This is a genomic window from Paraburkholderia sp. CHISQ3 (assembly GCF_030464945.1).
Classification (GTDB): Bacteria; Pseudomonadota; Gammaproteobacteria; order Burkholderiales; family Burkholderiaceae; genus Paraburkholderia; species Paraburkholderia megapolitana.
In genome coordinates, this window is record NZ_JALPRG010000013.1 from 14,587 (window position 1) to 28,457 (window position 13,871).

A 13,871-nucleotide genomic window follows, 5' to 3' on the forward strand; every position below is an offset into this window, starting at 1 on the left:
ACGGTTACTGTTCGACGAGTGCGCGTGCTTCGGCGACGTGGCCGCGATACGCTTCGAAGATCTTGCGCAGCGCTTCGTCGAAGGTCGACTTCGGCGCCCAGCCGAGTTCCTGCATCGTGTTGTCGATCTTCGGTACGCGGTTCTGCACGTCCTGATAGCCGGCGCCGTAGTACGCACCCGAAGTCGTCTCGACGAGCTGCACTTTCTTGGCCGTTTCCGCGTACTCGGGGATGCCTGCTGCGAGCGTGAGCATCTTGTTGGCGAGTTCGCGCACCGAGAAATTGTTCTTCGGATTGCCGATGTTGTAGATCTTGCCCGAGGCAACGCCGTCGCGGTTTTCGATGATCTTCATCAGCGCATCGATGCCGTCGTCGATATCGGTGAACGCGCGTTTCTGTGCGCCGCCGTCGACGAGGCTGATGTTCTCGCCGCGCACGATATGGCCGAGGAACTGCGTAACCACACGCGAGCTACCTTCCTTCGGCGTGTAGATCGAGTCGAGGCCCGGCCCGATCCAGTTGAACGGACGGAATAGCGTGAAGTTGAGCCCTTCCATGCCGTAGCCCCAGATCACGCGATCCATCAACTGCTTCGAGCACGCATAGATCCAGCGCGGCTTGTTGATCGGACCGTAGGTGAGCGGCGACGCGTCCGGGTCGAACTCTTCGTCGGGGGACATGCCGTAGACCTCGGAGGTCGACGGGAACACCAGATGCTTGCCGTACTTCACGGCCGAGCGGACGATCGGCAGGTTCGCCTCGAAGTCGAGTTCGAACACGCGCAGCGGCTGCTTCACATAGGTGGCTGGAGTAGCGATCGCAACGAGCGGCAGGATCACGTCGCACTTCTTCACGTGATACTCGACCCACTCCTTGTTGATCGTGATGTCGCCTTCGAAGAAATGCATCCGCTCGTGGTTGACGAGATCGCCGAGACGTTCGGTCTGCATGTCCATGCCGAACACTTCCCAGTCGGTCGTTTCGAGAATGCGTTTGGACAGGTGGTGGCCGATGAAGCCGTTGACACCCAGGATCAGGACTTTTTTCATGAATGACGGGGGGAGTGAGTGAGCTGCGTAAATTCGGCTGGGGTGACGACGGTCTTGCTGCCGTCGTGCGGCAGTTGCCGTTCGCGCCAGAGTTCGTGGATTGCGATCGACCGGCCATCGCCGCATATCGCAAAAAGCGCATTATCGCTTACGTGCAGGCCGACGGGCAAATCTGAGCGGAGGGCGCCCGGCGGTGTGAGGCGGGCGCGCGCGACGATGAAGCGCTCGGTGCCGGACGCCGTGTCGACCTCGGTAAACGCGCCGGGATAGGGCGGCGCGACCGCGCGGATCAGGTTGTAGACCTGCTGCGCGGGCTGTGTCCAGTCGATGCGGCCGTCTTCGGGCTTGCGTCCGCCGAAGTAGCTGCCGTGCGCGAGATCGTTGGGCAGATGCGGCGCTTCGCCGGCGAGCACAGCCGGCAGCACGCGCCACAGCGTTTGTTCGGCGGCCACGGTGACCTTGTCGAAGACCTGCGTGGCGGTGTCGTCGGGCAGGATCGGTACCGGCGTCTGCGCGATGATCGCGCCTGCATCGGGCTTCGCGGCCATCTCATGCAACGTTGCGCCGGTTTCCGTTTCGCCATTCAGTACCGCCCAGTTGGTCGGCACGCGGCCGCGGTATTTCGGCAGCAGCGACCCGTGCATGTTGTACGCGCCGCGCGCGGCGAGCGCGAGCAGATCGACGGGCAACATGTGGCGGTAGTAGAACGAGAAGATGAAGTCTGGACGCGCGGCGCTGACTGCTGCACGCAGCTGGGGGCTGCGCGGATCGGCCGGTGTGATGGTCGCAATGCCATGTTCGGCGGCGACCGACGCAACGCTGCCGAACCAGATGTTTTCCTGCGGGTTGTCTTCGTGCGTGACGACGAGCGCGACGTCGACGCCGCGCGCGAGCAGCACCTGCAGGCAGCGCACGCCGACGTTGTGATAGGCGAAAACGACCGCGCGCGGTTTCATCGCGGCGGCTCCGAGTCGAGCACCTGGGCGGCTTGCACGCCCTGCACGAACGACTGGCGCGGCGCGCTCGCCACCGCTTCGCCGTCGCGCTGCTCGAGGATCGTCTGCACGAGGTAGCGCGGCCGTGCACGCACCTGCTGATAGATCCGTCCGATGTATTCGCCGAGCAGGCCGAGCGCGAAGATGATCACGCCGAGCAGGAAGAACGTGATGGCGAACAGCGTGAACACACCTTGCACTTCCGCACCGACGATAAAGCGGCGGATCAGCAGCAGGACGAACAGCGCGGCCGAACCGATCGACAGGATCACGCCGATAAACGACAGCCATTGCAGCGGCACGACTGAAAAGCCCGTGACCAGATCGAAGTTCAGACGGATCAGGCTGTACAGCGAATACTTCGATTCGCCGGCGAAGCGCTCTTCGTGAGCGACGTCGACTTCGACCGGATTCTGCGCGAATGTGTACGCGAGCGCCGGAATGAAGGTATTGATTTCGCCGCAGCGGTTGATCGTATCGATGATGTGACGGCTGTAGGCGCGCAGCATGCAGCCCTGATCAGTCATCTTGATGCGCGTGATGCGTTCGCGCAGCCGGTTCATCACCCGCGATGCCTTGCGGCGCCACAGGCTGTCCTGCCGCTGCATACGGATCGTGCCGACGTAGTCGTAGCCTTCGCGCATCTTGTTGACGAGCTTGGCGATTTCTTCGGGCGGGTTCTGCAGATCGGCGTCGAGCGTGATGACGATCTCGCCGCGTGACTGCTCGAAGCCCGCGAGGATCGCCATGTGCTGGCCGTAGTTGCCGTTCAGCAGGATCGCGCGAGTGGTATCGGGTCGCGCGCGGAATGCATCGGCGAGCAGCATCGCGGATTTGTCGCGGCTGCCGTCGTTGATGAAGATCACTTCGTAGGGCGTGCCGAGTGCATCGAGCGCCGGATAGAGCCGGGCAAACAGCGCGGGGAGCCCGGCCTCCTCGTTGTAGACCGGGATGATGACCGAGACCTCGGGTTGCGTTTGACTCATATCCGCTTATTTTCCGTATTGTTCGCAAATTTCGTTGACGGCGCGACAGACGCGTGTGACGTCGCCTTCATTCATCAACGTGAAAAGCGGCAACGTGACCGTCGTTGCGCCGAAACGCTCTGCATGCGGGAACATGCCTTCCTTGAAACCGCGTGCGCGGTACAGCGAAAACAGGTGGATCGCTGGATAGTGAACGCCTGAACCGATGCCGCGCTCCTTCAGTTGCGCCATGAAACCGGCGCGATCGAGCGAGAGTTTCTCGAGCGGCAAAGTGATCTGGAACATGTGCCAGTTACTGTTCTCGAAGTCGGCGACCGGCAGGCCGATGCCGAGCCGCACGGCGGCACCACCTTCGAGACCCGCGAAGTAGGCGCGCGCAAGCTGCTTGCGCTGCGCGAGAAAGCGTTCGAGGTGCTTGAGCTGGCCGAGGCCGACGCGTGCTGCGACATCGGTGAGGTTGTACTTGCCGCCCAGTACGTCGCAGTCCATGCCGTCGTAGCCGGTGCGCGTCACGCCCTGCAACCGGTACTTCTGCGCGAGCAGCGCTTCGTCCTCGTTGTTGAGCACGAGTGCGCCGCCTTCGATCGAAGTCAGGTTCTTGTTCGCATGGAAGCTGAACGACACGATGTCGCCGAGCCGGCCGATGCGCTCGCCGCGCCACGTCGAGCCGAACGCCTGCGCCGCATCTTCGATCACGCGCAGCTTGTGCGCGCGCGCAATCTCGTACAGCCGGTCCATATCGACGGGCAGGCCCGACAGGTAAACCGGAATGACCGCCTTCGTGCGGCTCGTGATGGCCTTTTCGAGCAGATCGAGATCCATGTTGCGGGTGCGCGGATCGATATCGACGAATACCGGCGTCGCGCCCGTTTCGATGATCACGTTGCTGGTCGCGACCCAGGTAGCGGGTGTCGTGATGACTTCGTCGCCCACGCCGACGCCCGCGATCCGCAGACCGACTTCGAGGGTCGCGGTGCCCGAGTTGAACGTACGCACCGGACGGCCGCCGCAGAACGCCGATAACGCGGCCTCGAACTGCTGGTTCTGCGGGCCGGTCGTGATCCAGCCTGAACGCAGCACCTCGGCGACGCCCTCGATGGTTTCTTCATCGATTTCGGGGCGGGTGAACGGCAAAAACGGGACGGTTGACTCGGACATGAAGGCTTCGCTCAATGAAAAGACTGCAATGTATATGTATGCTTAAGTCGCGCCGGCAAGGGCGCAGTTCGTGCTCAAGTGCGTGCTCAACTACGCGCCAGCACGAACACGCCGATAAGGATGATGCCGATGCCGATCAGCCGCTGCACCGACAGCACTTCGCCGAATAAATACCACGCGGCGAACGCATTGACGACATAGCCGAGCGAGAGCATCGGATACGCAATCGATACGTCGACCCGCGACAACCCGACCACCCACACGACGACGCTCACCACATAGCAGGCGAGGCCACCGATGATCGGCAACTGCGTCGCGAGGCGAAAGCCAATGGGCAGGATGTTCGCACGGGTGAATTCGAAGTGTCCAACGGCATTCGTGCCGGCCTTCAGTAGCAATTGCGCACAGGCATTCAGCGCGACGCCAGCAAGGATGCAAAAAAGGGAGATCGGATTCATCGAAGGTTCGTATAAAGGGACATGGCGGCGCTTACGGCTGCGGCTTCTCGACGATCACGCGGCGCGGGTCGCGCACGACGACCTGCATCGGGACATGCTGCGCAAGCAACTGGTCGTAGCGGGCCGGCGACATGAGCGCTAACGCGTAGCGGTCGGCTTCCCAGCGCAGGATCCATGCTTCGACCGTCGGTACCCACTTCTGCGGTTCGACCGAGATGCCGAAGGCCAGTTCGTCCGCGTGCTGGACCATGATCATCGTGTGATCGATGTAGAACGGCAGCGTATGGTCGAGCACGTCGACCGAATAGAACGGCGTGTCGGGCGGCAGCTTCGCGATTGCCGCCTTGATGGCCGGCGCGATCGGCGCGCCTGAACTGAGACGGCCGAACACTTCGTGCCCCGTACCGCCGATGGTGCCGAACAGCAGCCACGCGAGCCCGAACGTCGCGGTCGCGCCGAAGATGCCGGCACGGCTGCGGCGATTGATCCACAGCGCCACCAGCGTTAGCACGAACGCAACGCCGAGCGCCGCGTACACCCAGAGCTGGAACTCGCGATACAGCGCGTTCGGGTTGCGCGCATCGCCGGCCCAGTACAGGAACATTGCACCGAACGCGGCGACGACGAAAAACACCGCATAACCCGCCAGATGGCGGCGGAACGTCGCGCGCGGCACGAGAGGCAGATACATGCCGATCAGCAGTGCGAGCGGCGGTGCGATCGGCAATGTGTACGAGACGAGCTTCGAATGCGACACGCTGAAGAACACGAAGATGAATGCCGACCACACGAGCATCACCAGCGCCGGCGAGAAGCCGTTGGGCTGGCGCGGCATGCGCAGCGCATGGCGCACGCTCTGCACGGCCACCGACAGCCACGGCAGGAAACCGACCAGCATCACGGCCGCGAAGTAGTAGATCGGACCCGGGCGATTCTGCTCGGGCGTCAGGTAGCGGTCGAACTGCTGGACGATGAAGAAGAAATTGAGGAACTCGGGGTTGCGCTGCTGGACCAGCACGAACCATGGCGTCGCAACCGCGAAGAACAGGATCAGGCCGCTCACCAGATAGAGGCGCTTCCAGAGCGCCCAGTCGCGCGCGACGAGCGTGTAGATCACCAGCACCGCGCCGGGCAGGATCACGCCGATCAGCCCCTTCGACAGCACCGCGAGCGCCATCGAGATCCAGCACACCCACATCCAGAGCCGCGCGCTCGAACCCGGCAGGTTGGGCCGCTGCGCGAGCAGCAGCGCGCACAGCGTCAGCTCCATCCAGAACGACAGGCCCATGTCGAGCGTGTTGAAGTGGCCCATCAGGTTCCAGTACGGCGAGCTGGCGAGCACGACGGCTGCGAACACGCCGGTCGCGGCGTTGAACACACGCGCGCCGGTAAAGCCGATCAGCAGCACGCCGGCGAAGCCGGTCAGCGCCGTGTACAGCCGCGCCTGCCATTCGCCGATGCCGAACCACGCGAACGTGAGCGCGTTCGCCCAGGTCTGCAGCGGCGGTTTTTCGAAGTATTTGTAGGCGTTGTAGCGCGGGGTGATCCAGTCGCCGGTTACCAGCATTTCGCGAGCCATTTCGGCGTAGCGGCCTTCGTCGCTCGGGATCAGGTGGCGCCAGCCGAGCGGCACGAACCAGATGACAGCGAGCGCAATGACGAGCAGCAGGATCGTCGTACGGTTGAGCGGTAGCCTCGACGGCGTATCGTTCATGAATTTACCTGTTCTGTCGACGCCGCCTCACGCGGACGTACGGATGTTGTTGAAAGCGTGGACACCGGCCGCAAACACATGATCGGGTGCGAGCGGCGCGCTTGCGGGCGCCGCGTACCGCCGATCTTGCGAGCCGGCCCGGCGCACGCAGCCGCGCAGTGTACTGCATCGACCTTAGCCCGGCCTTAGGGCTTCGGGTCAGGGTTCGTGCGGCACGGTGGCAGGCTCCACGGCCTCACCGGCCCATTCAGCCCCGATTCAGCCTTCGATCAGCAGCGCGGCCGCCACCTTGCGGCCCTCGGCCATCAGAATGTTGTAGGTTCGGCAGGCAGCCTTGAAATCCATCGTTTCGACGCCGATGCGCTGCGCGGTGAGCGCGGCCGTCAGGCGCGGATGCGGAAAGCGCAGCCGGCCGCCGCTGCCGAACACCACGACTTCCGGGGCCGGTTCAACCAGCAGGGCAAAGTGTTCGGGAGTGAGCGCGTCGAACGACGAAACCGGCCATGCGATGACCGGTGCGGCTGGCATCACGATGATGCTGCCCAGATGGCGCTCGAGATTGATTTCGACATAGTCGGCGCCGTAACCGGTGACGGTGTTGAGCGCGCCGCTGGAATCCTGATGTAATTTCAAATCGCTGTTCCGAGATCGTCGTGAGGTGCCGCGCGCGAGGCGGCTCGTGAACCGGTACCCGCGCGGTACACGCACGGATGCGCGGAGCGGGACAGGACGGGCGAGCCGTGCACAGCGGACACGGACAGGGCCGAAAAGGCTTGCCGATGCGGTTGGTGCATTGCGGAAGTCGGCCAAAATCCGCTAAATTATAGCTTTTTAGCCGCCCCGCGGCGCCCCTCGCACCTGCGCTGTCACGAGCCGCGCGCAAAATGCCGGCAAACCCGCCCGCCGGCGCCTCCGCGAGCGCACTGGGCGCACCGCTCCTCACGCTGTGTCCGTCTTTCGGGAATGCCCGGCTAGCTGGCCCGGCCAATTCGCCGAACGATACGCTGAACGCTTACCCTAGATGAATCACCTGGATGAAGTGCCCGCCGTGAAACCGATTCTTAAATCCAACAAACTGCTGAATGTCTGCTACGACATCCGCGGGCCCGTGCTCGAACACGCGAAGCGCCTCGAAGAAGAGGGTCACCGCATCATCAAGCTGAACATCGGCAACCTCGCGCCGTTCGGCTTCGAGGCGCCCGACGAGATCATCCAGGACATGATCCTGAATCTGCCGGGCTCGTCCGGGTATTCGGATTCGAAAGGGGTGTTCGCCGCGCGCAAGGCGATCATGCATTACGCGCAGCAAAAAGGCGTGCAGGGCGTCGAACTCGACGACATCTACATCGGCAACGGCGCGTCCGAGCTGATTGTGATGGCGCTGCAGGGCCTGCTCAACGACGGCGACGAGGTTCTGCTGCCCGCGCCCGACTATCCACTCTGGACGGCCGGCGTGAGCCTGTCCGGCGGTACGCCGGTTCACTACATCTGCGACGAGGGCAACCGCTGGATGCCCGATCTCGACGACATCCGCGCGAAGATTACGCCGAACACCCGTGCGCTCGTCGTGATCAACCCGAACAACCCGACCGGCGCGCTGTACTCCGACGAACTGTTGCGCGACCTGATTGCGATCGCACGCGAACACGGCCTCGTGATCTTCGCCGACGAGGTCTACGACAAGATCGTCTACGACGGCAAGCAGCACACGGCGATCGGCTCGCTTGCCGACGACGTGCTGACGGTTACGTTCAACAGCCTGTCGAAGAGCTACCGCTCGTGCGGCTACCGGGCCGGCTGGATGTTCGTGTCGGGCATGACCGGCGAGAACCGGCGCCGTGCGAAGGACTATCTGGAAGGGCTCGGCATTCTTGCATCGATGCGGCTGTGCCCGAACGTGCCGGGCCAGTACGCGATCCAGACCGCGCTCGGCGGCTATCAAAGCATCAACGAATTGATCTTGCCGGGCGGGCGCCTCTACCGGCAGCGCGAACTCGCGTACGACATGCTGACCGCGATTCCCGGCGTGACCTGCGTGAAACCGGAAGCGGCGCTCTACATGTTCCCGCGGCTCGACCCGAAGATGTATCCGATCGAGAACGACCAGCAGTTCATTCTCGATCTGCTGCTCGCGGAGCGCGTGCTGCTCGTGCAGGGCAGCGGTTTCAACTGGAAGACGCCGGACCATTTCCGCGTCGTGTTCCTGCCGAACGTCGACGATCTCGCGGACTCGATCAACCGGATCGCGCGTTTTCTCGACGGTTATCGCAAGCGTCACGCGGCGTGACGACGGGGCCGGCGGAACGTTCGTTCTGTCTGCCTGGTTTCCCTTAATTCATTACTCGAGCACACACGCTGCATGGAACCGATCAAAGTTGGACTGCTGGGCTTCGGCACGGTGGGCAGCGGCGCCTTTACGGTATTGCGCCGCAATCAGGAAGAAATCAAACGTCGCGCGGGTCGCGGCATCGAGATCGCGCGCATTGCGGTGCGCAATCCGGCGAAGGCTGCGGCTGCGCTTGGCAGCGAAGCCGGTAGCGTCGCGATTACCGACGACTTCAACGCGGTCGTCGACGACCCGTCCATTTCGATCGTCGCGGAAATGATCGGCGGCACAGGGCTCGCACGCGAACTCGTGCTGCGCGCCATTGCGGCCCGCAAGCATGTCGTCACGGCCAACAAGGCACTGCTCGCGGTGCACGGCACGGAGATCTTCGAAGCCGCGCGGGCCAACGGCGTGATGGTCGCGTTCGAGGCGGCCGTTGCGGGCGGCATCCCGATCATCAAGGCGCTGCGCGAAGGGCTTACCGCGAACCGCATCCAGTACATCGCGGGCATCATCAACGGTACGACCAACTACATCCTGTCCGAGATGCGCGACCGCGGTCTCGACTTTGCGACCGCGCTCACGGCCGCGCAGGAACTCGGTTATGCGGAAGCAGACCCGACTTTCGATGTCGAAGGTGTCGATGCCGCGCACAAGGCGACGATCATGAGCGCGATTGCGTTCGGTGTGCCGGTGCAGTTCGACAAGGCGTATATCGAAGGCATCAGCAAACTGGCCGCGATCGACATCCGTTACGCGGAAGAACTCGGCTACCGGATCAAGCTGCTTGGCATCGCGCGTCGTTCGGACCGCGGTATCGAACTGCGCGTCCATCCGACGTTGATTCCCGCCAAACGTCTGCTGGCCAATGTCGAGGGGGCGATGAACGCGGTCGTCGTGCATGGCGACGCGGTGGGCACGACGCTTTACTACGGCAAGGGCGCGGGCGCCGAGCCGACGGCATCGGCGGTGGTGGCCGATCTGGTCGACGTGACGCGGCTGCATACGGCCGATCCGGAACATCGCGTGCCGCATCTGGCGTTCCAGCCGGACCGCCTGTCGAATACACCGATCCTGCCAATCGACGAAATAACGAGCGGCTACTACCTGCGTCTGCGTGTGGCCGACGTGACCGGTGTGCTGGCCGATGTCACGCGAATCCTCGCCGACCGCGGCATTTCGATCGATGCGCTGCTGCAAAAAGAATCGGAACGGGTCGATGCGTCCCACGCGGGCGAAACCGACATCATGCTGATCACGCACGAAACGGTCGAAAAGAATATCAATGCCGCGATCGCAAGCATCGAGGCGTTGCCGACGGTGGTATCGAACGTGACCAAGCTCCGTATGGAAGCACTGAACTAGGCCAGACTGATGAACTACATTTCCACCCGCGGCGCCGGTGCCGGCGAACGCCACACGTTTTCGGACATCCTGCTCGGCGGTCTCGCGAAAGACGGTGGCCTGTATCTGCCGGCGGACTATCCGCGCGTGTCCGCCGACGAACTGGCGCGCTGGCGCGCGTTGTCGTATGCGGACCTCGCGTTCGAGATCCTCTCTAAATTCAGCGACGACATTCCGGCCGAAGATCTGCGTGCGCTCACGCGCCGTACCTATACGGCGCAGACGTATTGCAACGTGCGCGACGACGATGCATCCGGCGCACTCGCCGCGCAGATCACGCCGCTAAAAACGCTCGGTGTCGAAAACGGCGCAACGCTGTCGCTGCTCGAACTGTCGAACGGGCCGACGCTTGCGTTCAAGGACATGGCGATGCAGTTGCTCGGCAACCTGTTCGAGTACACGCTCGCGAAGCACGGCGAAACGCTGAACATTCTCGGCGCGACTTCCGGCGATACCGGTAGCGCCGCCGAATACGCGATGCGCGGCAAGCAAGGCGTGCGCGTGTTCATGCTGTCGCCGCATCTGAAGATGAGCGCGTTCCAGACCGCGCAGATGTACAGCCTGCAGGACCCGAATATCTTCAACGTGGCGGTGCAAGGCGTGTTCGACGACTGCCAGGACATCGTGAAAGCGGTGTCCAACGATCACGCGTTCAAGGCGCAGTACAAGATCGGCACGGTCAATTCGATCAACTGGGCGCGCGTGGTGGCGCAGGTCGTGTACTACTTCAAGGGCTACTTCGCCGCGACGCAATCGAACGACGAACGTGTGTCGTTCGCGGTGCCGTCGGGTAATTTCGGCAACGTCTGCGCGGGACATATCGCGCGGATGATGGGCCTGCCGATCGAAAAGCTCGTCGTCGCGACCAACGAGAACGATGTGCTCGACGAATTTTTCCGCACGGGCATCTACCGGGTGCGCAAGGCCGCCGAGACGTATCACACGAGCAGCCCGAGCATGGACATTTCGAAGGCGTCGAACTTCGAGCGTTTTGTGTTCGATCTGCTCGGTCGCGATCCGGCACGCGTACTGCAGCTGTTCCGCGATGTCGAAGAGAAGGGCGGCTTCGATCTGGCGGCGAGCGGCGACTTCGCGCGCGTGCAGCAGTTCGGTTTCGTGTCGGGACGCAGCAGCCATGCGGATCGTGTCGACGCGATTCGCGATGTGTTCGAGCGTTACGACACGATGATCGATACGCATACCGCCGACGGTCTGAAGGTTGCGCGCGAACATCTGCAGCCGGGCATTCCGATGATCGTGCTGGAAACGGCACAGCCGATCAAGTTCGGCGAAACGATTCGCGAAGCATTGCTGCGCGAGCCGGAACGTCCGGCGGCGTTCGCGGGGCTCGAGGCGCTGCCGCAGCGTTTCGAAGTGCTGCCGGCGGACGCGCAGCGCGTGAAGGACTTTGTGGCTGCGCATACAGGCGACTGACTGGGCGCACTCGGGGTGCGCTCGCTGGTTTGTCGATAGCGGCATAGGCGGTTCAGGCGGTCTTGATGCGATTCCTGTCCCAAGGGAGCGCGTCATGGCCGCCTTGTCGTTTGAGTGGCGATCTTCGCACCTTTCAATCCCGGCAGTCGCCGACACAACAAAACGCGCGCATAACGCGCATCGCTCCCGCCTTACGCCGTCGACCGCTACAATGGTTCTTTCAGTCCCCGCCTATCTCCGATCGATGTCCACCCCTACGTCTTCGGCGCCTCCCGCGCCGCGTGCACCGATGCTCTCGACCGCCGAGGCTCTCGCGACGTTGCTCGGCGCCGTGGCGCCGGTAACGGACACCGAATCGTTGCCCACGCTCGATGCGCTGAACCGCGTGCTGGCCGCCGAGGTCGTCTCGCCACTCGACGTCCCGCCGATGAACACCAGCGCGATGGATGGCTACGCCGTACGGATCGCGGATCTCTCGCACGGCGACCGCCGTTTGCCAGTCTCGCAGCGCATCCCGGCCGGCCACGCACCGGGGCCGCTCGCAGCGGGCACGGCCGCGCGCATCTTCACCGGTGCGACGGTGCCGCCGGGTGCCGACGCGATCGTGATGCAGGAGCAGACCGAAGTTGCCGGCGACGAGGTCACGATCCTCCACGCACCCAAAGCCGGCGAATGGATCACGATGCAGGGCGCGGACATTCGCAGCGGCGCGGCGATTCTGCCGGTGGGCACGCGGCTTACGCCGCAGGCACTTGGGCTTGCGGCATCGGTGGGATGCGCAGCGCTGACTGTAGTGAGGCGTGTGAAAGTGGCTGTGTTCTTCACCGGCGACGAACTGACGATGCCCGGCGAACCGCTAAAACCCGGTGCGATCTACAACTCGAATCGTTTCACGCTGCGCGGACTGCTGGAGAAGCTCGGTTGCGAAGTCACCGACTACGGCATCGTCCCCGATCAACTCGACGCGACCCGCGCGACGTTGCGCGAAGCGGCGCAGGCGCACGATCTGATCCTCACGTGCGGTGGTGTTTCGGTGGGTGAGGAAGATCATGTGAAGCCGGCGGTCGAGGCCGAAGGCCGGCTGTCGATGTGGCAGATTGCGATGAAGCCGGGCAAGCCGCTTGCCTTCGGCGCAGTGCGGCGAGCAGGTGCAGGTGGCGCCGCTGGTGGATCCGCCGAAACGTTCTTTATCGGCTTGCCGGGCAACCCCGTATCGACCTTCGTGACCTTCCTGCTGTTCGTGCGGCCGTTCGTGCTGCGTCTCGCGGGCGTGCGAACGGTGGCGCCGCGCGCGCTGTCGCTGCGCGCGGATTTCTCGCAGCACAAGGGCGACCGGCGCAACGAATTTCTGCGTGCGCGGGTCAATCCGGCTGGCGGCCTCGACCTGTTTCCGAACCAGAGTTCGGCGGTGCTGACATCGACGGTATGGGGCGACGGACTGATCGACAATCCGCCGAATCACGCGATCAGCGCCGGCGAGACCGTGCGCTTCATTCCGTTTTCCGAGCTGCTGAACTGAGCGGGCACGGCGAGACACAACCCTGACGGCGAATACCGCCGATAGTGCAGATGAAAATCCAGCTGAAATATTTTGCGAGCGTGCGCGAAGCGCTCGGTACCGCGGACGAATCGGTCGATCTACCCGATGGCATCGCGACGCTCGGCGACGTGCGCGGATGGCTGCGCGTGCGCGGCGGCGTATGGGCCGACACGCTGGCCGAGGGCCGCGCACTGCGGATGGCTTGCAACCACGTGATGACCGATGCGGGCACCCGCATCACCGACGGTTGCGAAGTCGCGTTTTTTCCGCCGGTGACGGGCGGCTGACCGTCGACAAAGGAAACCCCATGACCGTGCGCGTCCAAACCGCAGATTTCGATCTCACGAGCGAGGTCGCGGCGTTGCGCGCGCGCAATCCGAAGATCGGCGCGGTGGCGTGTTTTGTCGGGACGGTGCGCGATCTGAACGACGGCAGCGCCGTCGAAGCGCTGGAACTCGAACACTATCCGGGGATGACGGAGAAGGCGCTCGAAGCGATCGTCGAGGCAGCCCGCGAACGCTGGCCAGGCACCGACGTGCTGATCGTCCACCGGGTCGGCAAGCTGGTTCCGCTCGATCAGATCGTGCTGGTTGCCACGACCTCCATGCATCGCGGCGACGCGTTCGCATCGTGCGAGTTCGTGATGGATTACCTGAAGACTCAGGCGCCGTTCTGGAAAAAGGAAAAGACGGAGCAGGGCGAGCGCTGGGTCGATGCCCGTACGAGCGACGAGGCTGCGCTCGCGCGCTGGAATACGGCGGAAGGTGACGTCGCTAAACGCCGCTAAATACCGGTAGCTAGAACGCCT

Annotated in this window: 13 protein-coding genes; 6 read left to right on the plus strand and 7 right to left on the minus strand. The window is 63.5% G+C overall.

What is annotated here, in order from left to right; translation table 11 throughout:
- Window positions 1–4 precede the first annotated feature (4 nt).
- The 7 genes from M0D65_RS26930 to M0D65_RS26960 form a co-directional block, all read right to left on the minus strand.
- Entirely contained in the window at window positions 5–1,048 is a 1,044-nt protein-coding gene (locus M0D65_RS26930; protein WP_091016390.1) for a bifunctional UDP-4-keto-pentose/UDP-xylose synthase, read from the minus strand.
- Window positions 1,045–2,004, minus strand: a complete 960-nt coding sequence (locus M0D65_RS26935) for a formyltransferase (RefSeq protein WP_266255314.1) — start codon at window positions 2,002–2,004, stop codon at window positions 1,045–1,047. Before M0D65_RS26935 ends, M0D65_RS26930 begins: the two co-directional genes overlap by 4 nt.
- The gene (locus tag M0D65_RS26940; protein ID WP_091016393.1) at window positions 2,001–3,029 is read right to left on the minus strand and encodes a glycosyltransferase; all 1,029 of its coding nucleotides are present in this window, start codon (window positions 3,027–3,029) and stop codon (window positions 2,001–2,003) included. Before M0D65_RS26940 ends, M0D65_RS26935 begins: the two co-directional genes overlap by 4 nt.
- A gap of 6 nt (window positions 3,030–3,035) precedes the next feature.
- Window positions 3,036–4,187: a DegT/DnrJ/EryC1/StrS aminotransferase family protein gene (locus M0D65_RS26945; RefSeq protein ID WP_266255315.1), complete on the minus strand. Its 1,152-nt coding sequence runs from the start codon at window positions 4,185–4,187 to the stop codon at window positions 3,036–3,038.
- An 86-nt stretch (window positions 4,188–4,273) separates the two neighbouring features.
- Window positions 4,274–4,645, minus strand: a complete 372-nt coding sequence (locus M0D65_RS26950; protein WP_266255316.1) for an SMR family transporter — start codon at window positions 4,643–4,645, stop codon at window positions 4,274–4,276.
- 31 nt (window positions 4,646–4,676) lie between these two features.
- The gene (locus tag M0D65_RS26955) at window positions 4,677–6,359 is read right to left on the minus strand and encodes a glycosyltransferase family 39 protein (protein WP_266255317.1); all 1,683 of its coding nucleotides are present in this window, start codon (window positions 6,357–6,359) and stop codon (window positions 4,677–4,679) included.
- Window positions 6,360–6,617: 258 nt separating this feature from the next.
- Window positions 6,618–6,992 carry an Mth938-like domain-containing protein gene (locus M0D65_RS26960; protein ID WP_091016402.1) on the minus strand — a complete coding sequence of 125 codons (375 nt, stop codon included), beginning with the start codon at window positions 6,990–6,992 and terminating at the stop codon, window positions 6,618–6,620.
- Between the two features lie 406 nt (window positions 6,993–7,398).
- Between M0D65_RS26960 and M0D65_RS26965 the strand changes: the two genes are divergently transcribed.
- From M0D65_RS26965 to moaE, 6 genes are all read left to right on the plus strand, one after another.
- The gene (locus M0D65_RS26965; RefSeq protein ID WP_091016879.1) at window positions 7,399–8,646 is read left to right on the plus strand and encodes a pyridoxal phosphate-dependent aminotransferase; all 1,248 of its coding nucleotides are present in this window, start codon (window positions 7,399–7,401) and stop codon (window positions 8,644–8,646) included.
- Window positions 8,647–8,718: 72 nt separating this feature from the next.
- A complete protein-coding gene (locus tag M0D65_RS26970; protein WP_266255318.1) occupies window positions 8,719–10,050 on the plus strand; it encodes a homoserine dehydrogenase in 1,332 nt (443 codons plus the stop codon).
- A gap of 9 nt (window positions 10,051–10,059) precedes the next feature.
- Window positions 10,060–11,523 (plus strand): threonine synthase, encoded by a 1,464-nt coding sequence (gene thrC, locus M0D65_RS26975; protein ID WP_266255319.1) that lies wholly within the window; start codon window positions 10,060–10,062, stop codon window positions 11,521–11,523.
- Window positions 11,524–11,812: 289 nt separating this feature from the next.
- On the plus strand, window positions 11,813–13,042 hold the full coding sequence (gene glp / locus M0D65_RS26980) for a gephyrin-like molybdotransferase Glp (RefSeq protein ID WP_091016409.1): 1,230 nt from the start codon (window positions 11,813–11,815) through the stop codon (window positions 13,040–13,042).
- A 50-nt stretch (window positions 13,043–13,092) separates the two neighbouring features.
- The gene (gene moaD, locus M0D65_RS26985) at window positions 13,093–13,350 is read left to right on the plus strand and encodes a molybdopterin converting factor subunit 1 (protein ID WP_091016413.1); all 258 of its coding nucleotides are present in this window, start codon (window positions 13,093–13,095) and stop codon (window positions 13,348–13,350) included.
- A gap of 20 nt (window positions 13,351–13,370) precedes the next feature.
- Complete coding sequence (gene moaE / locus M0D65_RS26990) at window positions 13,371–13,850, plus strand: molybdopterin synthase catalytic subunit MoaE (RefSeq protein WP_266255320.1); 480 nt, start codon at window positions 13,371–13,373, stop codon at window positions 13,848–13,850.
- Window positions 13,851–13,871 lie beyond the last annotated feature (21 nt).

Excerpts from the sequence above, each read along its gene's own strand:
- M0D65_RS26930 (WP_091016390.1), bottom strand. The coding sequence starts at position 1,048 with ATGAAAAAAGTCCTGATCCTGGGTGTCAACGGCTTCATCGGCCACCAC.
- M0D65_RS26935 (WP_266255314.1), bottom strand. The coding sequence starts at position 2,004 with ATGAAACCGCGCGCGGTCGTTTTCGCCTATCACAACGTCGGCGTGCGC.
- M0D65_RS26940 (WP_091016393.1), bottom strand. The coding sequence starts at position 3,029 with ATGAGTCAAACGCAACCCGAGGTCTCGGTCATCATCCCGGTCTACAAC.
- M0D65_RS26945 (WP_266255315.1), bottom strand. The coding sequence starts at position 4,187 with ATGTCCGAGTCAACCGTCCCGTTTTTGCCGTTCACCCGCCCCGAAATC.
- M0D65_RS26950 (WP_266255316.1), bottom strand. The coding sequence starts at position 4,645 with ATGAATCCGATCTCCCTTTTTTGCATCCTTGCTGGCGTCGCGCTGAAT.
- M0D65_RS26955 (WP_266255317.1), bottom strand. The coding sequence starts at position 6,359 with ATGAACGATACGCCGTCGAGGCTACCGCTCAACCGTACGACGATCCTG.
- M0D65_RS26970 (WP_266255318.1), top strand. The coding sequence starts at position 8,719 with ATGGAACCGATCAAAGTTGGACTGCTGGGCTTCGGCACGGTGGGCAGC.
- thrC (WP_266255319.1), top strand. The coding sequence starts at position 10,060 with ATGAACTACATTTCCACCCGCGGCGCCGGTGCCGGCGAACGCCACACG.
- glp (WP_091016409.1), top strand. The coding sequence starts at position 11,813 with ATGCTCTCGACCGCCGAGGCTCTCGCGACGTTGCTCGGCGCCGTGGCG.
- moaD (WP_091016413.1), top strand. The coding sequence starts at position 13,093 with ATGAAAATCCAGCTGAAATATTTTGCGAGCGTGCGCGAAGCGCTCGGT.
- moaE (WP_266255320.1), top strand. The coding sequence starts at position 13,371 with ATGACCGTGCGCGTCCAAACCGCAGATTTCGATCTCACGAGCGAGGTC.